This window comes from Mycolicibacterium austroafricanum (genome assembly GCF_902705885.1).
GTDB classification, from domain to species: domain Bacteria; phylum Actinomycetota; class Actinomycetes; order Mycobacteriales; family Mycobacteriaceae; genus Mycobacterium; species Mycobacterium vanbaalenii_A.
Map to the genome: position 1 here is coordinate 40,812 of NZ_CACSIP010000030.1, position 21,264 is coordinate 62,075.

Consider the following 21,264-nt stretch of genomic DNA (forward strand, 5'->3'; position numbering starts at 1 on the left):
GATGGGTTGGCACAACGGTCCGCCGAGCTGGACGGAGATGGAGCGCGTCCTCAATGGCCGATCGCCCCGGCCCGCCGGGGATGGCCGATCGCCCCGGCCCGCCGGGGATGGCAAGCCGCGCCGCAGCGGGTTACCGCTGGACGAGCCGCACGGCGACGGTGGGGACAGTCCGGCGTGGTCGCGCAAGCGGGGCCGGTACCAACCTGTCGATGTGCACCGGTCGGGCTCGGTGACGCCCTATGCCGAATTGCACACCCACTCGGCCTACAGCTTTCTCGACGGAGCGAGCACGCCGGAAGAACTCGTCGAGGAGGCCGCCCGGCTCGATCTGCGGGCCATCGCGCTGACCGATCACGACGGGCTCTACGGGGTGGTGCGGTTCGCCGAGGCGGCCAGGGAGTTGGACATGGCCACGGTGTTCGGAGCCGAGCTGTCCCTGGGTGGGGGCAGTCGCACCGAGGACCCCGACCCTCCCGGGCCGCACCTGCTGGTGCTCGCGCGGGGGCCGGAAGGCTACCGGCGGCTGTCGAGGCAGCTGTCCTCGGCGCACCTGGCAGGCGGGGAGAAGGGCAAACTGCGCTACGACTTCGACGCGCTGACCGACGCGGCGGGAGGGCACTGGCAGATCCTGACGGGCTGCCGCAAAGGCCATGTTCGGCAGGCTCTCTGCGACGGTGGGCCGGATGCGGCGGCGCGGGCGCTCGCTGATCTGGTCGACCGGTTCGGCCGCGAGCGGGTCAGTATCGAACTCACCCATCACGGCCACCCGCTCGACGACGAGCGCAATACCGCGCTGGCGGCGCTCGCACCCCGGTTCGGGGTCAACATCGTCGCGACGACCGGTGCGCATTTCGCCGAGCCGGCACGCGGGAGGCTGGCGATGGCGATGGGGGCGATCCGGTCCCGGCGCTCCATGGAGGAAGCGGCGGGTTTCCTTGCCCCGCTGGGTGGTTCGCATCTGCGCTCGGGTGAGGAAATGGCACGTATTTTCGCGGGGACGCCCGAGGTGGTGACGGCCGCGGCCGAGCTCGGCGAGCAGTGCGCCTTCGGCCTGGCTCTGATCGCGCCGCAGTTGCCGCCGTTCGATGTTCCCGAGGGCCATGACGAGATCAGCTGGTTGCGGCACCTGGTCGCCGAGGGCGCCCGGGACCGCTACGGCCCGCCCGAGCGCGCGGCCCGCGCGTACGCCCAGATCGAACACGAGCTGATGATCATCGAACAGTTGAATTTCCCGGGCTACTTCCTGGTGGTGCACGACATCATCCGGTTCTGCCGGCTCAACGACATCCTGGCCCAGGGCAGGGGCTCGGCGGCCAACTCGGCGGTCTGTTACGCGCTCAAGGTCACCAACGTCGACCCGGTGGCCAACGAGTTGTTGTTCGAACGCTTTCTGTCACCGGCCCGCGACGGGCCGCCCGACATCGACATCGACATCGAATCGGACCTGCGGGAGAACGTGATCCAGTACGTCTACCAACGCTACGGCCGGGAGTACGCCGCACAGGTGGCCAACGTGATCACCTATCGCGGTCGCAGCGCGGTGCGGGACATGGCTCGGGCGCTCGGATTCTCCCAAGGTCAGCAGGATGCCTGGAGCAAGCAGATCAGTCGGTGGAACGGTCTGGCCGACTCGCCCGATGTGGAGGGCATTCCCGACCAGGTGGTCGATCTGGCCATGCAGATCTCCAACCTGCCCAGGCACATGGGCATCCACTCCGGCGGCATGGTGATCTGTGACCGTCCGATCGCCGACGTGTGCCCGGTGGAGTGGGCGAGGATGGAGAACCGCAGCGTGCTGCAATGGGACAAGGACGACTGCGCGGCAATCGGTTTGGTGAAGTTCGACCTGCTCGGTCTCGGCATGCTCTCGGCGCTGCACTACGCCATCGACCTGGTGTCCGAGCACAAGGGTGTCGAGGTGGATCTGGCCAAGCTGGATCTGGGCGAGCAGCCGGTGTACGAGATGCTGCAGCGGGCGGACTCCGTCGGGGTGTTCCAGGTGGAGTCGCGGGCGCAGATGGCCACGCTACCCAGGCTGAAGCCGCGGGTCTTCTACGACCTGGTGGTCGAGGTGGCGTTGATCCGCCCGGGGCCGATCCAGGGTGGCTCGGTGCACCCGTACATCAAGCGGCGCAACGGTCTGGAGCGGGTCACCTACGACCATCCGTCGATGGAGCCGGCGTTGCGAAAAACCCTGGGTATCCCGCTGTTCCAAGAACAGCTGATGCAGTTGGCCGTGGACTGTGCCGGATTCTCCGCGGCCGAAGCCGATCGGCTGCGCCGCGCGATGGGCTCGAAACGCTCTACGGAGAAGATGCGCCGGTTGCGGGGCCGGTTCTTCGACGGGATGGCAGAGAAGCACGGTATCACCGGTGAGGTGGCCGAGCGGATCTACGAGAAGTTGGAAGCTTTTGCCAATTTCGGTTTCCCGGAAAGTCATTCGCTGAGTTTCGCGTCGCTGGTGTTCTATTCCTCGTGGTTCAAGCTGCACCATCCCGCAGCGTTCTGTGCCGCGTTGCTGCGGGCGCAGCCGATGGGTTTCTACTCTCCGCAATCCCTGGTCGCCGATGCGCGCAGGCACGGCGTCGTGGTGCACGGGCCAGATGTCAATGCCAGCCTCGCGCACGCCACGCTGGAGAACCGCGGTCTGGAGGTGCGGCTCGGGCTCGGTAGTGTCCGGCATCTGGGGGTCGAGCTGGCCGAGTGTCTGGTCGAGGAGCGGAAGACCAACGGCCACTTCGCTTCTCTACTCGATCTGACCGGGCGGCTGCAACTGTCGGTGCCGCAGGCCGAGGCGCTGGCCACCGCCGGGGCGCTGGGCTGCTTCGGGGTCTCCCGGCGGGAAGGGCTGTGGGCCGCGGGTGCGGCAGCCACCCAACGCCCCGACCGGCTGCCCGGTGTCGGGTCGGCGTCGCACGTCCCGTCACTTCCCGGGATGACCGAGCTGGAGCTGGCTGCCGCCGACGTGTGGGCGACCGGCGTCTCGTCGGACAGCTATCCGACCCAGTTCCTGCGGGAGGACCTTGATGCCCTGGGCGTGGTGCCTGCCGATCAATTGTTGTCGGTGCCCGACGGCACCCGGGTGCTGGTCGCGGGGGCGGTCACGCATCGGCAGCGGCCCGCCACCGCCCAGGGGGTGACGTTCATGAACCTCGAGGACGAGACGGGGATGGTCAATGTGCTGTGCTCGCCCGGAGTGTGGTCGCGTCATCGCAGGCTGGCGCAGACAGCGTCGGGGCTGGTGGTGCGCGGCATCGTGCAGAACGCCACCGGCGCGGTCACCGTGATCGCCGACCGGATGGGGAAGCTCAGCATGCGGGTGACGTCCAAGTCCCGCGACTTCCGCTGAGTCACCCCCCGCCGGAACGGTATTCCAGCAGCGAAAACCCGAGGGAACCCCTGCTGGAATACCGTTCCGGCGGAGGTAGTCTCGAAAAGTGACCCTCAACCTGTCTGCCGATGAAGTCCTGACCACCACACGCTCGGTGCGCAAGCGGCTGGATTTCGACAAGCCGGTCCCGCGTGAGGTCCTGATGGAGTGCCTCGAGATCGCACTACAGGCGCCGACCGGGTCGAACAACCAAGGCTGGCAATGGATGTTCGTCGAGGACCCGGACAAGAAGGTGGCGCTCGCCGACATCTACCGGACCAACGCGACACCGTACCTGTCGATGGAGAAGCCGCAGACCGGTGACATCCGCGACCAGCAGCGCCCCCGGGTGACCGACTCGGCGAAGTACCTCAACGAGCACCTCCACCGGGTGCCGGTGATGCTGATCCCGTGTCTGGAAGGCAAACCGCTCGACACCCCGTCGGGTCAGAGTGCAGGGTTCTGGGGTTCGCTGCTGCCCGCGGTGTGGAGCTTCATGCTGGCGTTGCGTTCCCGCGGGCTGGGGTCGGCATGGACGACGCTGCACCTGCTCGGCGACGGCGAGAAGCAGGCCGCAGACATTCTCGGTATCCCATTCGACAACTACAGCCAGGCAGGCCTGTTCCCGATCGCGTACACCAAGGGCACCGATTTCCGTCGCGCCACCCGGCTGCCGGCCGAACAGCTCACCCACTGGGACACCTGGTAGTCACACCGCGCCGGGAAAACCGTGCTGGCGCCACGCTTCGTACACCGCGACGGCGGCGGCGTTGGACAGGTTCAGCGACCTGCGCCCGCTCAGCATCGGAATCCGTGCCTGCGCGGTGATGTGCGGGTCGCGCAGCGTCGTCTGATCCAGCCCGGTGGGTTCCGGACCGAACATCAGCACATCACCGGGCGCATAGGCGATTTCGGCGAACGACATGGTGGCGTGCGCGGTGAACGCGAAAACGCGTGCCGGCATCAGTGCGGCCCAGGCGGCGTCCAGGTCGGGGTGCACGGTGACTGACGCCAGGTCGTGATAGTCCAGACCGGCGCGGCGCAGTTTGGGTTCGGACAGGTCGAATCCGAGCGGTTCGACCAGATGCAGTTCGCAGCCGGTTCCGGCGACCATCCGGATCGCGTTGCCGGTATTCGGCGCGATCCGCGGCGAGAAGAACATCACCTTGAACATGGCACGGCAGTCCTTCCTCGGGCGGGTGACCGCGATAATGCCTCCATGGTCGAGCAAAGCAACTGGATGCGACAGGTCGAAGCGGATCCCGGGCATTCCCACTGGTATGTCGAGCGATTCCGGGCGATGGCGCGCGCCGGTGACGATCTGGCCGGGGAGGCACGCCTGGTCGACGCGATGGCCCCCCGCGGTGCCCACATCCTCGATGCCGGCTGCGGACCCGGGCGGTTGGGCGGGTACCTGGCCGCGTGCGGCCACCGGGTTGTCGGCGTCGACGTCGACCCGACCCTCATCGAGGCTGCCGAACAGGACCATCCCGGACCGCGCTGGCTCGTCGGCGACCTCGCCGAGCTCGACCTACCCGCGCACGGGATCATCGAACCGTTCGACATCATCGTGTCGGCAGGCAACGTGATGACATTCCTCGCCCCGAGCACGCGGGTGCCGGTGCTGACTCGACTGCTCGCGCACCTCAAGGAGGACGGTCGCGCGGTGATCGGCTTCGGGGCGGGGCGTGACTACGAGTTCAGCGAGTTCCTCGCCGACGCAGCACACGCAGGGTTCGCGACCGACCTGCTGTTGTCGGCATGGGACGTGCGGCCGTTCACCGAGGACTCCGAGTTCCTCGTTGCGCTGCTTCGCCCGTCGTGACCGGACACGACGAGCTACGCGGACAGGCCGAGTTCGTCTTCGTACGCGGCGATGGCGACCAGACCGGTATGGGTGTCGACATCGACGACTTCGCCGCCCATCACCCTCATCATGGGTGAGTCGACGATCAGCGCGAGATCGGCCAGCGTGGACAGGTCGTCGTCATCTCGGTACATCGCACCTCCAGTTTTGTGAAACCCAGCTTACCCGGTGCCTCGTGATCTCAATCACACCGACTCACCAATTATTCAGTCTCCGTTGTCATCTCCCGACGTCGAAGTCGTAACGATCGGCTATCGGTTCAATCGGCGCCCCGCGTTTGCTGGCATCGCCGGCAACGGTTGGGTCACGGGTTTGCGGGCTCGTTCTGTTCAGTGACAACTGTGGAAACCCACCGACTTGGCTGGCATACTCTTCGAATTGCCAGGCACGCGCAGGCTCGAATGCCCGACCGCGTGAGGGCGCCATCAGCAGGAAGCCTTATGAACGACGCTCGATCAGTGAACGGCGGGCGCCACGCCGACAGCGTGGGCGGCCGATGACAACCGCCAAGCGGCCGCCGCGCTTTGCGCTGTCCAACTGGCCGGTTCGATGGAAAGTGCTCGCGATCCTGGTGGTTCCGCTCGCGCTGGCCTGTGTGTTCGGCGGGTTCCGCATCTATGCGAGCGCCACCGACGCCGCCGAACTGCGTGGCTCGGCCGAGCGGGCCGAGATGGTCCCCGCCGTCGTCGACTACCTGGGCGCCCTCGAGGGCGTGCTCGTCACGGCCACCGAGGGCCGCGACGCCCAGAGCGCGGTGTCGGAGTTCGACGCGCGCCGCACCGCGCTGCAGCAACAACTCGCCGACACCGAGGTCTCCGACGACGTCCGGCTGGCCACCAACACGTTGCTGGACTACGGGCAGGACCTGATCGGCAAAGTCACCGCCAACACCGTCGACCTGCGGGCCCGGGTGATGACGTACGCGCCGCTGCTGATCACCGCCGAGACCGCCATCACCGGACTGGTCGCCAACGACGACCAGGAGGTGCAGTCCCAGGGCGCGGCGCTGTCCCGGGCGGTCGGCGCACGCGGGCAGATGGCGATGCAGCAGATGCTGGTCAACCGCGGCGGCGACATTCCCGAACCGGAGCTGCGCTCGGCCATGATCACCCTGGCGGGCACCGAGCCGTCGACGGTGTCGGCGATGGGTGCGTTCCTCGGTGGCGCGACCGATCAGGCAGCAGCACTGCGGTCGGAAATGGTCAACCGGATGTCGGTGTTGTCCGAACCCGCCTCGGTGCTCGTCGGCAATCCGGAGCTGCTGGCCTCCCAACAGGTCACCCGGGAGATCGCCGCCGACCTGATCGCCGAGACCGCCGCATCGATCCCGGCGACCGTCGACAGCCAGGCCGGCGCCGCCCGCACTGCCGCGATCCGCGACGCCGCGCTGATCGTCGCCGCGATCGTGGTCGCGCTTCTGCTGGTCACGCTGGTGGCCCGGTCACTGGTGCGTCCGCTGCGGACGCTGCGCGACAGCGCGCTCAAGGTCGCCCACGACGACCTGGCCCGTGAGGTCGCGCATGTCCGCAGCGACGGCAAACCCTTCCCGGTGCAACCCATCCCGGTGCGCACCACCGAGGAGATCGGGCAGGTGGCGCACGCCGTCGACGAACTGCACGAGCAGGCGGTGCAGCTCGCCGGGGAGCAGGCCCGGCTGCAGCTGCAGGTCACCGACATGTTCGAGACGCTGTCACGACGCAACCGGTCGCTGGTGGATCAGCAGCTCTCCCTCATCGACCGACTCGAACGCAACGAGGAGGATCCCGACCGGCTCGAGAGCCTGTTCCGGCTCGATCACCTGGCGGCGCGGATGCGTCGCAACGGGGCCAACCTGATGGTGCTGGCCGGCGCACGCATTCCCCGCGAGCAGGCCGACCCGGTGCCCGTCACCGCGCTCGTCAACGCGGCGGCCTCCGAGGTGGAGGACTACACCCGCATCGTCACCGCCGGCCTGCCCGACACCGAGATCGCCGGGGCGGTCGCGGGGGACCTGGTGCATCTGCTCGCCGAGCTGTTGGACAACGCGCTGCGCTACTCGCCGCCGGCCTCGCAGGTGACGGTCTCGGCGGTGCACACCGGCAACGGTGGCCTGGTGCTCGAGGTCGCCGACACCGGCCTGGGGATGACGGAGCCCGATCTGCGGGTGGCCAACATCCGCCTGCAGTCCGGCGGCGAGGTCAACCCGTACACCGCCCGGCACATGGGCCTCTTCGTGGTGGGGCGGCTCGCCGCCCAGCACGGCCTGGTGGTGCGGCTGCGCAGCACGGTTGCGAAGGAACCGGGATCGGGCACCACCGCGGGGGTGTACGTGCCGGCCGGACAGCTCTTCAACTACGCCGCGCCGACGCCCGGCGTGGCCGACGAACAGGCCGCCCTCGAGGAGCCGCGGTATGTCGAGCGCGCCACTCGGGACGACGAGATCACGCCGGCTTCCACTGTCTCACCGGCTGTCTCACCGGCTGTCTCACCGGCTGTGCCGCCGGCGGGCGTGCTGCCGCCGGCTGTGCCGCCGGTGGATGTGCTGCCGCAACGCCGCCCCGGCGCCAGTGGCATCACCGCCCCCGAAACCCCCGAGCCCGAACCGGTCGCGGCCCAGCAGCCCCCCGGGCGTTCCGAGGTCGCCGCGTTCTTCGCGCCGCGTCCGCAGCCCACCGCCCCTCAGCCCGCCGCCCCGGTGCCGACCCACAACGGGCACTCCCGGCACGCCGCGCCCGAGGACGCCGACACCGCGGACGCCATCTATCAGAAGATGCTCTCCGAGTGGCTCGTCGACCCGCACGAACTGTCCCAGAGCACCGACCTGAACTGGAAGTCGGTCTGGGACCACGGCTGGTCGGCCGCGGCCGCCGCCGCCGACACCCCGGTGCGCGACCACACGGCCGAAGGGCTGCCGATGCGTCGACCCGGAGCGCGACTCGTGCCCGGTGCCGCCGAGAACGCCGCAGGCGACCCCAACCGCCGGCGGGTAGCATCGCCCGTCGAGGGGGGTAACGGCAGCGGCGCACACGCGACGCCTGTCCGTGATCCCGACGCCGTCCGGGCCAGCATCGGTAACCACTTCGGCGGGGTACACGCCGCCCGCTCCCGCGTTCGGCAGACCGGAGGAGCCGACACCGAATGACCGACTCGCAACAGCGCGATTCGCTCGACTGGCTGGTGTCCCGGTTCGCCCGAGAGGTGTCGGGGGTTTCCCACGCGATCCTGGTGTCGGCGGACGGTCTGCTGATGGCGGCCAGCGAGCACATGCCGGGGGAGCGGGCCGACCAACTCGCCGCGGTCGCGTCCGGGCTGGCGAGCCTGTCCACCGGCGCCGCGCAACTGTTCGACGGTGGACACGTGCTGCAGTCGGTGGTCGAGATGGAGAACGGCTACCTGCTGCTGATGAGGATCGGCGACGGGTCCAACCTCGCCACGCTGGCCGTCCACAACTGCGACATCGGCCAGATCGGCTACGAGATGGCGATCCTGGTGGAACGGGTGGGATCGGTCGTGCAGTCCGCGCGGCGCACCCCGCAACACTCGTGAGCGTCGGATGGACCAGGGCCGCAGCGACGACGAGCCGAGTCTGGTCCGCCCGTACACGCTGACCGCCGGGCGCACCGACTCCCGGGTCGAGCTCCCGCTCGAGGCGCCGGTGGGTGCGGTGGCCCCCGCGCAGCCGCCGCAGTGGCCGGGCAACGATGTCCGTGGGCAGATTCTCGCGATGTGTGCCGAGCGCCCCTCGGTGGCCGAGATTGCCGCGCATCTCTCACTGCCGCTCGGCGTGGCGCGGGTGTTGGTGGGGGATCTGGTGGTGCAGGGTTATCTGCGGGTGCACACCACCCTGGGCGGGGCCGCGACGGCCGACGAACGACGAGAACTGATCGGGAGGACTCTGCGTGGTCTCAGGGCACTCTGATCACTCCGGCAGGCGGGCGGCGTCGACGAAGATCGTCATCTCCGGCGGCTTCGGAGCCGGTAAGACGACGTTCGTGGGCGCGGTGTCGGAGATCGTTCCGCTGCGCACCGAAGCCCTGGTGACCAACGCCTCGGCGGGGGTGGATGGTCTGGAGGCCACCCCGATGAAGACGACCACGACGGTCGCCATGGATTTCGGCCGGATCAGCCTGGGCGAGGATCTGGTGCTCTACCTGTTCGGGACGCCAGGGCAGCGACGGTTCTGGTTCATGTGGGACGACCTGGTGCGCGGAGCGATCGGCGCGATCGTCCTGGTCGACGTTCGCCGCCTGGCCGACAGCTTTGCCGCGGTGGATTTCTTCGAGGCGCGCAACCTACCGTTTCTGGTTGCCGTCAACGAGTTCGACGGGGCGCCGCGGCACGCGCTGGCGGCGGTGCGGACGGCGCTCGCACTGCCCGACCACGTGCCGGTGATGGCCGTCGACGCACGAAGTCGCGAGTCGGCGAAGGCTGCGCTGATCGCGGTCACCGAATACGCGCTGAGCCGGCTCACACCGGCGGGCTGAGGGCGTGGACGAGCGCGTTGCCGACCGCGAGTTCGACTGTTGCGACTTCCGCGACGAGGACTTCAGCCGACTCAGAACCGAGCGGGTGATATTCACCGGATGCGACTTCTCCGGTGTCGACCTGTCGGACTCCGAGCACGTCGGCTCAGCGTTCCGGAACTGCGTGTTCCGCCGAACCTCGCTGTGGCACAGCATCTTCCGCCAGTGCAGCTTCCTGGGTTCGACGTTCGTCGAGTGCCGGATGCGGCCGCTGACGCTGGTCGAGGTGGACTTCACGCTGGTCGTGCTCGGCGGTGCGGACCTGCGCAAGGTGGACCTGTCCGACTGCCGGCTGCGCGAGGCCGGCCTGGTGGGCACGGACCTGCGCGAGGCTGTGCTGCGGCGCGCCGACCTGACCGGTGTCCGGGCCCAGGGCGCGCGCCTCGAGGGTGCCGACCTGCGGGGTGCACGCACCGATCCGACGTTCTGGACCACCGCCACACTGCGCGGCGCCAAGGTCGACATCGAGCAGGGGCTGGCCTACGCGGCAGCGCACGGCCTCGACATCGGCGGCTGAGACGGCGGCACCGTTCGGTCCGCCGTCAGCTGCGAGCCTGGTCAAAAAACCGCACGTCATGAGGTGTTTGACGGCACACCGCTAAAAGTCGCATCTGAGATGCGCATTTACTAGCGTCGGTGTCATGCAACTGACCCGGTTCACCGATCTCGGGCTGCGGGCGATGATGTTGCTCGCCGCCGGGGAGGCCGACGGCCAGCGGGTCACCACGGCTTCGATCGCCGCCGGCGCCAACGCCTCGGAGAACCACATCGCCAAGGCGGTGTCCCGGCTGGCCGACCTCGGCATGGTGCACGCCCGTCGCGGCCGCACCGGCGGTCTCGCCCTCACCGACGAGGGGCGGCGCGCCTCCGTCGGGTGGCTCGTCCGTCGTCTCGAGGGTGACCGGGAAGTCATCGAATGCGGCGGCGAGAACCCGTGTCCGTTGATCCCGGCATGCCGGCTGCGCCGGGCGCTCGCCGACGCCAAGGAAGCGTTCTACTGCGAGCTGGACCGCTACACCGTCAGCGATCTGGCCAGGGGCGCGAACCTGTCACTGCTACCGCTGAGCCACGGCCCACCCGGGGCCCTCGACCTCCGATAAGAAACCCCACCACCGAAAGGCCCCCGATGAACGTCACCGCCGCCCCCGTCGAACTGGAGCCCGCACATGCGGAGATCGTGTCCGCGACGCTTCCGCTGATCGGCGCACACATCGACGAGATCACCACCGAGTTCTATCGCCGCATGTTCGCCGCGCACCCGGAACTGCTGCGCAACCTGTTCAACCGCGGCAACCAGGCCCAGGGCGGCCAGCAGCGCGCGCTGGCGGCGTCCATCGCCACCTTTGCCACCCATCTGGTCGATCCGGCGCTGCCGCATCCCGCCGAGTTGCTGTCACGCATCGGGCACAAGCACGCCTCACTCGGGGTGACCGCCGAGCAGTACCCGATCGTCTACGAGAACCTGTTCGCCGCGATCGTGGACGTTCTCGGTGCCGACACCGTCACCGCGGAGGTGGCCGCCGCCTGGGACCGGGTCTTCTGGATCATGGCCGACACCTTGATCGCGCTCGAGCGCGACCTGTATCGCGCCGCGGGTGTCGCCGACGGTGACGTGTACCGCCGGGCCCGGGTGGTCTCCCGGGTGGACGACCCGTCGGGCACGGTGCTGCTCACCGTCCGATCAGACGGCGAACCGTTCTCTGATTTCCTTCCGGGACAGTATGTTTCGGTGGGGGTGACGCTTGCCGACGGCGCCCGCCAGCTGCGCCAGTACAGCCTGGTCAACGCCCCCGGTGACGAGCTGACCTTCGCGGTCAAGCGGGTCTCGGCCGTCGCCGATCAACCGGCCGGCGAGGTGTCCGGCTGGATCGCGGCGAATGTGTGTGTCGGCGACCTCCTCGATGTCACCGTGCCGTTCGGCGATCTGCCCGCCCCGACCGGTGACGTTCCGCTGGTGCTGATCTCGGCCGGAATCGGGATCACCCCGATGATCGGCATCCTGGAGTACCTCGCCGCAGAGGCGCCGGACACCACGGTGCGGGTCCTGCACGCCGACCGCAGCGACCAGAGCCATCCGCTGCGGGAGCGCCAGCACGAACTGGTGGAGCACCTGCCCAACGCCGGCCTGGACGTCTGGTACGAAGACGGCATGACGGCGGGCGCCACCGGCGCCCACCCGGGCCTGCTGTCGCTCGACGGTGTGGAACTTTCCGAGGGTGCGCACTTCTACCTCTGCGGCAACAGCGGATTCGTGCAGGCGGTCCGTTCCCAACTGCTCGGCCGCGGTGTGCTGACCGAGCGGGTGCACTGCGAGCTGTTCTCGCCCAACGACTGGCTTCTCGGCTAGCCGACGCGCACTGCCCGGGTCACCATGTCGGCGATCGCGCGGCAGTAGTTCGGTTTGACCGGCAGGTCGGTGTACAGGGCCACGGACTGCAGTGGCGAGGTCAACAACTGCAGCGTGATTAACGGATTCGCATCGCCCCGCAGCTCGCCCCGGACGGCGGCTCGCGCGAAGACGTCCTCGATCGTCTTGCGGCGCAGTAACCAGAACTGCACCCTGATCTCGGAGTCGACGGCCATCGACTTGCAGTCGACGACGAACATCCGGGTGACCCTGCGTCCGACGGCGTCATTCAGGAACCCGCCGAGGGACAACGCGAGCGCGGTGAGGTCACCGTGCAGCGAGCCGGTGTCGGGTAGGCCGATCAGCGTGTCGCTGTAGGTGTCCAATGCGTCGATGATGAGTTGGCGTTCGCTGGTCCACATCCCGCGGAGATGGTCGGGCGGGATGTGGGAGCGGTCGGCGACGCCTTCGAAGCTGAAACGGTCGACGCCCCACTGCTGCACCTCGGCCAGCGCGGCAGTCAGCGCGGCGGCGCGAGCCGCCGCATCGGATTCGGGCACATCCGTTCCGGACAACACGGCATCGGACATTGACTGTTCCATCGGCACCCCCCGCGCCTGACACTACGGAAGATCGCGCGACTTGCCTACCGGTTCTGTCAGGCGGGTTTGAGCCTGAGCCGCCAGCGCACGAATCCGAGATAGAAGATGCTGATCGCGGCCAGCATCAGCATGTCGAACAGCCACGCGCCGGAGGTGTGCTCCCAGTGCCGGTCCTTCGGTGTCAACGGCCCGGGCACCAGCCGGATCAGATCCACGGTGGACGCTGATGCCGCGAAACCCCAGCGTGCCGGTGTGGCCCAAGACATCTGGTCCAAAACCAGCCTGTCGGTCACCGGGATCATGCCGCCGGAGAACACCAGCTGGCTCATGATCGCGACCACCAGCAGCGGCATGATCTGCTCGGACGACTTGGCCAGCGCGGACAGTGCCAGCCCGACCATCGCCGCGGCCACGCACGTCGCCGCGATGTCGACGAACAGCTCCAGGCTGCGATCGCCGATCACCGCTCCCCGTTCGACGGCGCCCGGACCCCAGCCCTTGCCCACGATCGCGATCGACGTGACGATGGCCGACTGCACGATCGCAAAGGCGGTGAACACCACCACCTTTGCCATCAGGTAGGCCGACGTGGACAGGCCGACGGCCTGCTCGCGTTTGAAGATGGCCCGCTCGCCGATCAATGCACGGATGGTCAGCGCGGTGCCCATGAAGATCGCACCCACGTTGAGCATCACCAGGATCTGCCCCGGCTCGTTGGGCGCTTCGCCGCCTTCCATCGCGGTCCTCGGCACGCCGAATCCGACGTCGCCCGGCACCGACAGCGACAGCACGCCCATGATGAACGGCAGCATCATCAGGAACGCGAAGTAGCCGCGGTCGGAGATCACCAGCCGGATCTGGCGCCGGGCGATCGTCGACAACTGCCGCGGCACGCTGGTGCGGGTCGGATTGCCCAGTTCCGAAGGGGTCAGGGCGGCCGGCGGCGCCGGGGGCGGCCCGTGCTGGACGAGGTAGCGCTGCGCTGCGGCATCCGGGTCTCCGGCGACGCCGGAGAAGATGTCCGCCCAGTTCGTCGTCCCCATCGACGCGCCGATCTGGTCGGGCGGGCCGTAGAACGCGGTCTTGCCACCCGGAGCGAGCAGCAGCACCTGGTCGCACACGTCGAGATAGGTCAGGGAGTGGGTGACGACGAGCACGACGCGGCCCGCGTCGGCCAGTTGCCGCAGCATCGTCATCACCTGGCGATCCAGCGCCGGGTCCAGGCCCGAGGTCGGCTCGTCGAGGATGAGCAGCGACGGACCGGTCAGCAGTTCGAGCGCCACCGATGCGCGCTTGCGCTGCCCGCCGGAGAGCTTGTCGACGCGGGTGTCGAGGTGCTTGGTCATCTCGAGTTCCTCGAGCACCTCGTTGACCACCTGTTCGCGGTCGGTCTTGGTGGTGTCGGGGGGAAGGCGCAGCTCGGCGGCGTACATCAGGGCCTGCCGGACCGTGAGCTGACCGTGCACCACGTCGTCCTGGGGAACCATGCCGATCCGGGAGCGCAGCGACGCGTACTCGGCGTGCACGTCGTGGCCTTCGAACGACACCTGGCCGGTGGTCGGATGGGTGTACCCCGCGACCAGCCGGGCGAACGTGGATTTGCCGGCGCCCGAGGGCCCGATCACCGCGGTCAATGTCCCCGGCCGTGCCGAGATCGAGATGTTGTCCAGCAGCGTCTTGTTGCCCTCGATGGTCCAGGTGACGCCGTGCACGTCGAGGCCGCCGGTGGTGGTGTCGGCGGCGGTCGCGGTGCGGCGCACCAGGGTGCCGTCGCGGAACAGCAGGTCGACGTTGCCGATGGTGACGGCGTCACCTTCGGTCAGCGTCGCGGTCTCCACCCGGGCGCCGTTGACGAACGTGCCGTTGATGCTGCGGTTGTCGCGGATCTCGGCGGTCCCGGACGGTCCCGGGATCAGCGTGGCGTGGTGGCGTGAGGCCAGCACGTCGGGGATGACGATGTTGTTGTCGGGCGCGCGGCCGATCTTGATCGAGCCGGGCGGTGCCTCCGCCGGGCGACCGGGCCGCAGGATCCTGAGCATGCTGGTCGCGAGGTTGCCGTCGGCCGAGCGTGGCGCCGCCGAAGGGCCCATCACGGTGGCGGATTCCAACCCCGGCGACGACATCGGCTGCGGAACGGGAGCCGGCCGCGACCGCGGTGCCGGATGCGACGGGCCGGTGGGGTATCCCGGCTGCGGGCGCGGCGCGGGGGGCCGTCCCGTCACCGGTGGCGGCTGGCTGGGCCAGGCTGCGGCGGGGCGGCCTGCGACGGGCACGGCCGCTGTCGGTGGCGGTGAGCCCACCGATCCCTGATGACGGCCGACCTCGAAGGTCAGCAGTGGCCCGTCCGGGTTGCCGACGTGGATCTGCTGACCGTCGGTGATGTCGACGGCGGGCAGTCGGCGCCCGTTGACGTACATCCCGTTGAGGCTGCCGTTGTCGATGGCGATCCAGCGGCCCTGGTCGAACCGCACCACCAGATGCGCCCTGGAGATCAGCGGGTGGGCGATGCGGACGTCGGCGCGCAGGTCCCGGCCCACGACGACGTCACTGCCGGGGGAGAAGGTGCGTGGGGAACCGTCGTACCGAACGGTCAGCGCGGGGGGTGCTGGTCGGCTCACGGAGCCGCTCCGGCGGCGACAGTTGACATCGGGAGCAACTCTATCGGTATGACCTCACCGGCAGATGTGCCACCTGACGGTGTCTGTGATCTGATGCAGCGCCGTTATCTGACCGTTCCGCACGGCGATGACGTGTGCGAAGGCGGCGTCGACGGCGGTGTCGGTGTGGCGCGCCGAGCCCCGGTAGCGGCCCAGCACGACCACGCGGTCGGTGCCCTCGACGGCCAGGAACTCGGTCGGTTCGACGTCGACGTCGTAGCCGGCGTCGATGCGGCCCCATACGTTCGAGATCATCGCGACACGCCCGTGGTGCGCACCGCCCACACCGTCTGGCATGCCGTCGCTCACCCGGCCCTCGAAATCGTCTGTCAGCAAGTCGAATAGGGCTTGGCCGTTGCGTCCGGAGAGTGCTTGGTAGAAGCGCCGCGCGATGTGTGTGGCGGTATTCATCGAACCTCCCGAGTGTCGATCACCTATTAGAGACTCTCCTCTATTTTAGGGTGGAGCAATGCCGCGACCCGCCCGATACACCGTCGACGTGTTGCTTGACGCGGCCGCTGAACTCCTTGCCGCCGACGGGCCCGCCGCGGTCACGATGTCGGCGGTCGCCCGCGCCACCGGGGCGCCGAGCGGCTCGGTCTACCACCGGTTCCCGACCCGGGCGGCGTTGTGCGGCGAGCTGTGGGTGCGGACCGAGGAGCGGTTTCAGGAGGCGTTCGTCGAGGCGCTGACGAGCGGCGACGGTCCGCAGCAGCGGTGTGTAGCCGCTGCGCTCAGCGTTGTCGGGTGGTGTCGCGAGCACCCGGTCGAGGCGCAGGTGCTGCTGGCCGGACCCGACGAGTTGGGGTTGCACGGGTGGCCCGAGCCGCTGACCGGACGGCGGAAGCGGTTGCAGCGCAGGCTGCGCAAGGCGCTCAACGACATCCCGGAGGACACCGGTCGGGTCAGCGCCGCGTTGATCGATGTGCCCTACGCGGTGGTGCGGCGCCACCTTCGGGCGCGCCAGGCCATTCCTGGCAGCGCCGACGCCATCGTGGCGGACTGCGCCAGGGCGCTCATCGCCCCGAGCTGACCGGTGACGGCGAACCGGTGCGCACGCAGTGGGTGTGGCTGTAGATCGTCGGCATGCACAGATTGCAGTGGTCGCAGATCGACTTCACGCTGCTGTCCGCCTGGATCCGGTTCAACAGATCCGGCTCGGCCAGCAGCGCGCGTCCCATCGCGACGAAGTCGAAGCCCTCGGCCATCGCCAGATCCATGGTCTCGCGGTTGGTGATGCCGCCGAGCAGGATCAGCGGCATCGTCAGCTCGTCGCGGAACTTCTTGGCGTCGCGCATCAGGTAGGCCTCCCGATACGGGTACTCGCGCATGAACTTCTTCCCCGACATCCGGATGCCCCACCGCAGCGGCGGCTTGAACGCCTGGGAGAACTCCTTGACCGGGGCGCCTCCGCGGAACAGGAACATCGGGTTGAGCAGTGAGCTGCCCGCGGTCAGCTCCAGCGCGTCCAGCCCGCCGTCCTCCTCGAGCCACTTGGCGGTCTGGATCGACTCGGAGAGTGGGATGCCACCGCGCACGCCGTCGGACATGTTCAGCTTCGCGGTCACCGCGATCTGATCGCCGACCGCGCGTTTGACGGCCAGCACCACACCGCGGGCCACCTTGGCGCGGTTCTCCAGCGACCCACCGAACTCGTCGGTGCGGCGGTTGATCAGCGGGCTGAGGAAGGCGCTGGCGAGGTAGTTGTGTCCGAGATGGATCTCGACGGCGNCGAAGCCGGATTCGATCGCCAGCCGGGCGGCGTTGGCGTGGGCCTCGGTGACGTCACGGATGTCGTCGCGGCTGGCCTTCTTGGCGAACCGCATCGACAGGGGATTGAAGAACCGCACCGGGGCCAGTGCCTTGGCCTTGTTGGTGCGCGCGTTGGCGACCGGCCCGGCATGCCCTATCTGGGCGCTGATCGCCGCGCCCTCGGCGTGGATGGCGTCGGTGAGCCGGCGCAATCCGGGTACCGCTTCGGGACGCATCCACAACTGCCAGCCGTCGGTGCGCCCGCCGGGGGCGACCGCGCAGTAGGCGACGGTCGTCATTCCCACGCCGCCGGCAGCCGGCAACCGGTGATAGGTGATCAGGTCGTCGGTGACCAGCGCGTCGGGCGTCGACGCCTCGAACGTCGCGGCCTTGATGATCCGGTTGCGGAGTGTGATCGGCCCGAGCCTGGCGGGGGTGAACACATCATGCGGGGCTGTCATGTCGCCGAGCATGCCACGCCGTCGTGGAGAAGGAGCCGAGCCTGACACAATGACTGCCGTGGGTGCGATCACTTTGGACGGCAAGGCCACGCGGGACGAGATCTTCGTCGACCTCACCGAACGCGTCGCGGCGCTGACCGCGGCCGGCCGGACCCCCGGGCTCGGCACGGTGCTGGTCGGCGACGACCCGGGCTCGCAGGCCTACGTCCGCGGTAAGCACAGCGACTGCGCCAAGGTCGGCATCAACTCGATTCGCCGTGACCTTCCCGCCGACATCAGCCAGGAGACCCTGCTCGAGGTGCTCGACGAGCTCAACGCCAACCCCGACTGCACCGGCTACATCGTCCAGCTGCCGCTGCCCAGGCATCTCAACGAGAACGCCGCCCTGGAACGGGTGGATCCGGACAAGGACGCCGACGGGCTGCACCCGATGAACCTGGGCAAGCTGGTGCTCAACGAGCCGGCGCCGTTGCCGTGCACGCCGCGCGGCATCGTGCACCTGCTGCGGCGCTACCAGGTCGAGATCGCCGGCGCGCATGTCGTCGTGATCGGACGTGGCGTCACCGTCGGCCGCCCGCTCGGGCTGCTGCTGACCCGTCGCTCGGAGAACGCCACGGTGACGCTGTGCCACACCGCCACCCGGCACCTGCCGCAGATCACCCGCGAGGCCGACATCATCGTCGCCGCGGCCGGGGTGCCGCACATGGTGACCGCCGAGATGGTGCGGCCGGGCGCAGCCGTCGTCGACGTCGGGGTCAGCCGCGACGACGCGGGCAAGTTGGTCGGTGACGTACATCCCGACGTGTGGGACGTGGCCGGCCATGTTTCCCCGAACCCCGGTGGGGTCGGCCCGCTGACCCGGGCATTTCTGCTCACCAACGTCGTCGAGCGCGCCGAGCGCCCATGAGCTCGCGGCACCAGTGACGCTCAGGGATTTCGGCCGCAGGGTGTTCGGTGGGCAGTGGCCCATCTTGGTGGTCGGCCTGTTCCTGGTGGCCGCCTTCGCGCTGGTGGCGATGGGTTACTGGCGTCGCGGTGCGGCGGTGATGGCCGTCGGCGTCGCGGTCGCGGCCGGGCTGCGGTTGACGTTGTCCGACGAGCGGGTCGGACTGCTGGCGGTGCGTTCCCGCACGGTCGACTTCCTCACCACGGCGTCGGTCAGCGCGGCCATGCTCTACATCGCGTGGACCATCGATCCGCTCGGCACCAGCTGACAGCACTACCGGACCAGGTGGCCGGCTATCTGGATCGAGCCGGCGGTGCTCATGCGCGATGAACCTGGTTGCCTCCGTTGCGTTTGGCGATATACATCGCCGTATCCGCGGTTTCGATGAGCTGATCGATCAGCGGCATGCCGTCGTTGTAGGGGATTCGGTCGAGTTCGGTGCTGCTGATCCCGACGCTGGCAGTCACCCGATGGGGTAGGTCGGCGATGTGCGCGCACACGCGTTGGACCGCCCCCGCGATGGGCTCCACGGAGCCGATCGCAGCGATGAGGAACTCCTCCCCGCCGGCACGGCAGACGGCCGAATCAGGCGGACCCTCCTGAACCAACAACTCCGCGACGGCACGCAGGGCGCGGTCGCCAGCAGCGTGTCCCTCGGAGTCATTGAGATTCTTGAAAGCGTCCAGATCGACCATGGCGACGACGAGATTGCCTGCGGTAGGGGCTCCGTTTCCGAGACGGCGGACAACCACATCGGTGAACCCTCGCCGGTTCAACAGACCAGTGAGGGGGTCCACGTCAGAACGCATGGCGTAGGTGCCGATGGCCCGGGTTGCGCCGGCGATGGCCAACGGCACCGATACATTGAGAAACACGATGAGGCAGAACGCGGCGACCGCAGTCGCCAGGTTGGCCTGGATGCTCAGCCGCCAGCACACCGATATCGCGGTCGCCACGGCAACCGCCAGGTTGAACAACAGAAGCCTGGCGTTGTGGAAGAACGCGACGTATCCGCCGGTGACTGTGGTCGCCGTGCAGCCGAGTACGGCGAGTGCGGTATCGGTCTGCACCAAGCTCCACGCCGAGATGAAGAGAATGCCGACGCCCATGGCCTGCGCGGACTGCCGTCGGGTGGGCCAGCGAGTAAGCCAGAAGGCGGTCATGACCGCGGCAAAGGCGGCAAACAGCGCGATGAGCGCGTACCCGGTGACTGCGGGCAGGTTCAGCGCGAATAGTGAGCTTGCGGTTATCAACGCCGTCGATGCGGACAGAATCGCCATCATCCATTGCGCTGAACGTCGCAAACCCCGGTCGGTCAGGAACTGGGTGGTCCACTCGAAACGGTCTGGGTCGCTCCACCACCGTTGGATCCGGGCCACTGGAGCGCACCCCCGCACTCAAATCAAGATCAGCGAACTTCTCGTCGCTGTGACTATACAAATCACAGCGCGTCACCTCATGCGGGACGGCATTTCATGTAGGACGGCGTCAGCACATCCCGCGGCCAGGAAATCGTCGCCTCTGTGGTCGGATGCGTTTTAGCTACTCGCAAGTAGGGTAGTCGGCTCGCATCGGGTTTGTGAGAGCGGTCACAGACCATCGTCCGCGAGTGGAAGGCGATAGATGGTGTCGGCGTTGAAGACCTTGGCGCGCTGGAGTAAAGCGCCCGCCCGTGATGTCGCCGCCCCCTCGGGATCCTGGGTCAACATGGTTCGTGGCCTGGCCGCGCGGGCCACCACGCCGCTGCTGCCCGACGACTATCTGTCGTTGCTGAACCCGCTGTGGTCGGCGCGGGAGTTGCGCGGCGAGATCGTCGAGGTGCGGTCCGAGACCAATGACACGGCAACGGTGGTCATCCGTCCCGGCTGGGGGTTCTCGGGTGACTACCGGGCGGGGCAGTACGTGGGTATCGGGTTGCGGGTAGACGGTCGGTGGCATTGGCGGTCGTACTCGCTGACCTCGGTGTCCGATATGGATGACGAGAACATCTCGATCACCGTCAAGGCCACCCCCGAGGGATTCCTGTCCACCCACCTGGTCAACGGCGTCGAGCCGGGGACCATCGTGCGGCTGGCGGCGGCCAAGGGCGACTTCGCGCTGCCGGACCCGCCGCCGTCGGCGCTGCTGTTGATCAGCGCCGGCAGCGGGGTCACCCCGATCATGGCGATGCTGCGGTCCCTGCGGGCCCGCGGTGAACGGCCCGACATCGTGCACGTGCACTCGGCGCCGGCGGCCGACGCGGTGATCTTCCACGACGAGCTCCGGCAACTGGAGAGCGAGCAGGACGGGTACCGATTGCACCTGCAGATCACCGAGCAGGACGGCAAGCTCGACTTCGACAAGCTCGACGACATCGTGGCCGACTGGCGGGAGCGCTCGGCCTGGGCGTGCGGGCCCACCGCGATGCTCGATGCCGTCGAGAAGACCTGGCAGGAAAACGGTCTCGACGATTCGCTGCACATGGAGCGGTTCAGCATCGCGGCCACCGACAAGGGCGGCGAGGGCGGCACCGTGACGTTCGCGATCTCCGACAAGACGATCGAGATCGACGGCGCGACGTCGATCATGCAGGCCGGGGAAGAGGTCGGGATCCAGATGCCGTTCGGCTGCCGGATGGGCATCTGTCAGACCTGCGTGTTGCCGCTGGAGGCGGGCAACGTGCGCGACGTCAGGTCAGGTCAGGAGCACGGCGCCGGCGACCGGATCCAGACCTGCATCTCCACCGCCTCCGGCAACTGCACCATCAACGTCTGAAAGGAA

General features: G+C 68.4%; 21 protein-coding genes. 14 read left to right on the top strand and 7 right to left on the bottom strand.

What is annotated here, in order from left to right:
- Position 1 precedes the first annotated feature (1 nt).
- Both BEMPMBAN_RS19655 and BEMPMBAN_RS19660 read left to right on the top strand, forming a co-directional pair.
- Complete coding sequence (locus BEMPMBAN_RS19655) at positions 2 to 3,349, top strand: error-prone DNA polymerase (protein ID WP_159232930.1); 3,348 nt, start codon at positions 2 to 4, stop codon at positions 3,347 to 3,349.
- Positions 3,350 to 3,437: 88 nt separating this feature from the next.
- Positions 3,438 to 4,079, top strand: coding sequence for a nitroreductase family protein (locus tag BEMPMBAN_RS19660; protein ID WP_159232931.1), 642 nt, complete (start codon positions 3,438 to 3,440; stop codon positions 4,077 to 4,079).
- On the opposite strand, the gene BEMPMBAN_RS19665 is transcribed toward BEMPMBAN_RS19660, so the two are convergent.
- Positions 4,080 to 4,544 (bottom strand): tRNA (cytidine(34)-2'-O)-methyltransferase, encoded by a 465-nt coding sequence (locus tag BEMPMBAN_RS19665; protein ID WP_159232932.1) that lies wholly within the window; start codon positions 4,542 to 4,544, stop codon positions 4,080 to 4,082.
- A 45-nt stretch (positions 4,545 to 4,589) separates the two neighbouring features.
- Here BEMPMBAN_RS19665 and BEMPMBAN_RS19670 point away from each other — a divergent pair, with 45 nt between their 5' ends.
- A complete protein-coding gene (locus BEMPMBAN_RS19670) occupies positions 4,590 to 5,195 on the top strand; it encodes a class I SAM-dependent methyltransferase (protein ID WP_159232933.1) in 606 nt (201 codons plus the stop codon).
- A gap of 14 nt (positions 5,196 to 5,209) precedes the next feature.
- Here the strand turns inward: BEMPMBAN_RS19670 and BEMPMBAN_RS19675 are convergent, their stop codons facing one another.
- Complete coding sequence (locus BEMPMBAN_RS19675; RefSeq protein WP_200846051.1) at positions 5,210 to 5,371, bottom strand: hypothetical protein; 162 nt, start codon at positions 5,369 to 5,371, stop codon at positions 5,210 to 5,212.
- Positions 5,372 to 5,733: 362 nt separating this feature from the next.
- Between BEMPMBAN_RS19675 and BEMPMBAN_RS19680 the strand changes: the two genes are divergently transcribed.
- The 7 genes from BEMPMBAN_RS19680 to BEMPMBAN_RS19710 all read left to right on the top strand — a co-directional run bounded on the left by BEMPMBAN_RS19680 (position 5,734) and on the right by BEMPMBAN_RS19710 (position 12,086).
- Positions 5,734 to 8,358 (top strand): ATP-binding protein, encoded by a 2,625-nt coding sequence (locus BEMPMBAN_RS19680; protein WP_159232934.1) that lies wholly within the window; start codon positions 5,734 to 5,736, stop codon positions 8,356 to 8,358.
- Positions 8,355 to 8,762 carry a roadblock/LC7 domain-containing protein gene (locus BEMPMBAN_RS19685; protein WP_159232935.1) on the top strand — a complete coding sequence of 136 codons (408 nt, stop codon included), beginning with the start codon at positions 8,355 to 8,357 and terminating at the stop codon, positions 8,760 to 8,762. The genes BEMPMBAN_RS19680 and BEMPMBAN_RS19685 overlap by 4 nt, the downstream gene beginning before the upstream one ends.
- 7 nt (positions 8,763 to 8,769) lie before the next feature.
- Positions 8,770 to 9,135, top strand: coding sequence for a DUF742 domain-containing protein (locus tag BEMPMBAN_RS19690; RefSeq protein WP_159232936.1), 366 nt, complete (start codon positions 8,770 to 8,772; stop codon positions 9,133 to 9,135).
- Positions 9,116 to 9,700 carry a GTP-binding protein gene (locus BEMPMBAN_RS19695; protein WP_159232937.1) on the top strand — a complete coding sequence of 195 codons (585 nt, stop codon included), beginning with the start codon at positions 9,116 to 9,118 and terminating at the stop codon, positions 9,698 to 9,700. The genes BEMPMBAN_RS19690 and BEMPMBAN_RS19695 overlap by 20 nt, the downstream gene beginning before the upstream one ends.
- A 4-nt stretch (positions 9,701 to 9,704) precedes the next feature.
- Complete coding sequence (locus tag BEMPMBAN_RS19700) at positions 9,705 to 10,256, top strand: pentapeptide repeat-containing protein (RefSeq protein WP_159232938.1); 552 nt, start codon at positions 9,705 to 9,707, stop codon at positions 10,254 to 10,256.
- Positions 10,257 to 10,380: 124 nt separating this feature from the next.
- Positions 10,381 to 10,839 carry an RrF2 family transcriptional regulator gene (locus BEMPMBAN_RS19705; protein ID WP_159232939.1) on the top strand — a complete coding sequence of 153 codons (459 nt, stop codon included), beginning with the start codon at positions 10,381 to 10,383 and terminating at the stop codon, positions 10,837 to 10,839.
- A gap of 26 nt (positions 10,840 to 10,865) precedes the next feature.
- Positions 10,866 to 12,086 (top strand): globin domain-containing protein, encoded by a 1,221-nt coding sequence (locus BEMPMBAN_RS19710; protein WP_159232940.1) that lies wholly within the window; start codon positions 10,866 to 10,868, stop codon positions 12,084 to 12,086.
- On the opposite strand, the gene BEMPMBAN_RS19715 is transcribed toward BEMPMBAN_RS19710, so the two are convergent.
- From BEMPMBAN_RS19715 to BEMPMBAN_RS19725, 3 genes are all read right to left on the bottom strand, one after another.
- A complete protein-coding gene (locus BEMPMBAN_RS19715) occupies positions 12,083 to 12,676 on the bottom strand; it encodes a TetR-like C-terminal domain-containing protein (RefSeq protein ID WP_234897589.1) in 594 nt (197 codons plus the stop codon). The genes BEMPMBAN_RS19710 and BEMPMBAN_RS19715 overlap by 4 nt on opposite strands.
- 68 nt (positions 12,677 to 12,744) lie before the next feature.
- Positions 12,745 to 15,306, bottom strand: a complete 2,562-nt coding sequence (locus BEMPMBAN_RS19720) for an FHA domain-containing protein (RefSeq protein ID WP_159232941.1) — start codon at positions 15,304 to 15,306, stop codon at positions 12,745 to 12,747.
- A 54-nt stretch (positions 15,307 to 15,360) separates the two neighbouring features.
- Positions 15,361 to 15,756: a nuclear transport factor 2 family protein gene (locus tag BEMPMBAN_RS19725; protein WP_159232942.1), complete on the bottom strand. Its 396-nt coding sequence runs from the start codon at positions 15,754 to 15,756 to the stop codon at positions 15,361 to 15,363.
- 58 nt (positions 15,757 to 15,814) lie between these two features.
- Between BEMPMBAN_RS19725 and BEMPMBAN_RS19730 the strand changes: the two genes are divergently transcribed.
- On the top strand, positions 15,815 to 16,378 hold the full coding sequence (locus BEMPMBAN_RS19730; RefSeq protein WP_159232943.1) for a TetR/AcrR family transcriptional regulator: 564 nt from the start codon (positions 15,815 to 15,817) through the stop codon (positions 16,376 to 16,378).
- Here the strand turns inward: BEMPMBAN_RS19730 and BEMPMBAN_RS19735 are convergent.
- Positions 16,362 to 17,558 carry an NADH:flavin oxidoreductase gene (locus BEMPMBAN_RS19735; RefSeq protein ID WP_159232944.1) on the bottom strand — a complete coding sequence of 399 codons (1,197 nt, stop codon included), beginning with the start codon at positions 17,556 to 17,558 and terminating at the stop codon, positions 16,362 to 16,364. The two genes, BEMPMBAN_RS19730 and BEMPMBAN_RS19735, sit on opposite strands and share 17 nt — an antisense overlap.
- Before the next feature lie 58 nt (positions 17,559 to 17,616).
- Here BEMPMBAN_RS19735 and BEMPMBAN_RS19740 point away from each other — a divergent pair, with 58 nt between their 5' ends.
- Positions 17,617 to 18,465, top strand: a complete 849-nt coding sequence (locus tag BEMPMBAN_RS19740; RefSeq protein WP_200846052.1) for a bifunctional methylenetetrahydrofolate dehydrogenase/methenyltetrahydrofolate cyclohydrolase — start codon at positions 17,617 to 17,619, stop codon at positions 18,463 to 18,465.
- 13 nt (positions 18,466 to 18,478) lie between these two features.
- Entirely contained in the window at positions 18,479 to 18,772 is a 294-nt protein-coding gene (locus BEMPMBAN_RS19745; RefSeq protein WP_159232946.1) for a DUF3017 domain-containing protein, read from the top strand.
- A 49-nt stretch (positions 18,773 to 18,821) separates the two neighbouring features.
- Here the strand turns inward: BEMPMBAN_RS19745 and BEMPMBAN_RS19750 are convergent, their stop codons facing one another.
- Entirely contained in the window at positions 18,822 to 19,883 is a 1,062-nt protein-coding gene (locus tag BEMPMBAN_RS19750; protein ID WP_159232947.1) for a GGDEF domain-containing protein, read from the bottom strand.
- A 244-nt stretch (positions 19,884 to 20,127) separates the two neighbouring features.
- Between BEMPMBAN_RS19750 and BEMPMBAN_RS19755 the strand changes: the two genes are divergently transcribed.
- The gene (locus BEMPMBAN_RS19755; protein ID WP_159232948.1) at positions 20,128 to 21,258 is read left to right on the top strand and encodes a ferredoxin reductase; all 1,131 of its coding nucleotides are present in this window, start codon (positions 20,128 to 20,130) and stop codon (positions 21,256 to 21,258) included.
- Positions 21,259 to 21,264 lie beyond the last annotated feature (6 nt).

Coding starts and splice junctions, on each gene's coding strand:
- BEMPMBAN_RS19655 (WP_159232930.1), top strand. CDS start 2: ATGGGTTGGCACAACGGTCCGCCGAGCTGGACGGAGATGGAGCGCGTC.
- BEMPMBAN_RS19665 (WP_159232932.1), bottom strand. CDS start 4,544: ATGTTCAAGGTGATGTTCTTCTCGCCGCGGATCGCGCCGAATACCGGC.
- BEMPMBAN_RS19670 (WP_159232933.1), top strand. CDS start 4,590: ATGGTCGAGCAAAGCAACTGGATGCGACAGGTCGAAGCGGATCCCGGG.
- BEMPMBAN_RS19675 (WP_200846051.1), bottom strand. CDS start 5,371: ATGTACCGAGATGACGACGACCTGTCCACGCTGGCCGATCTCGCGCTG.
- BEMPMBAN_RS19680 (WP_159232934.1), top strand. CDS start 5,734: ATGACAACCGCCAAGCGGCCGCCGCGCTTTGCGCTGTCCAACTGGCCG.
- BEMPMBAN_RS19685 (WP_159232935.1), top strand. CDS start 8,355: ATGACCGACTCGCAACAGCGCGATTCGCTCGACTGGCTGGTGTCCCGG.
- BEMPMBAN_RS19690 (WP_159232936.1), top strand. CDS start 8,770: ATGGACCAGGGCCGCAGCGACGACGAGCCGAGTCTGGTCCGCCCGTAC.
- BEMPMBAN_RS19705 (WP_159232939.1), top strand. CDS start 10,381: ATGCAACTGACCCGGTTCACCGATCTCGGGCTGCGGGCGATGATGTTG.
- BEMPMBAN_RS19710 (WP_159232940.1), top strand. CDS start 10,866: ATGAACGTCACCGCCGCCCCCGTCGAACTGGAGCCCGCACATGCGGAG.
- BEMPMBAN_RS19715 (WP_234897589.1), bottom strand. CDS start 12,676: ATGTCCGATGCCGTGTTGTCCGGAACGGATGTGCCCGAATCCGATGCG.
- BEMPMBAN_RS19725 (WP_159232942.1), bottom strand. CDS start 15,756: ATGAATACCGCCACACACATCGCGCGGCGCTTCTACCAAGCACTCTCC.
- BEMPMBAN_RS19730 (WP_159232943.1), top strand. CDS start 15,815: ATGCCGCGACCCGCCCGATACACCGTCGACGTGTTGCTTGACGCGGCC.
- BEMPMBAN_RS19755 (WP_159232948.1), top strand. CDS start 20,128: ATGGTGTCGGCGTTGAAGACCTTGGCGCGCTGGAGTAAAGCGCCCGCC.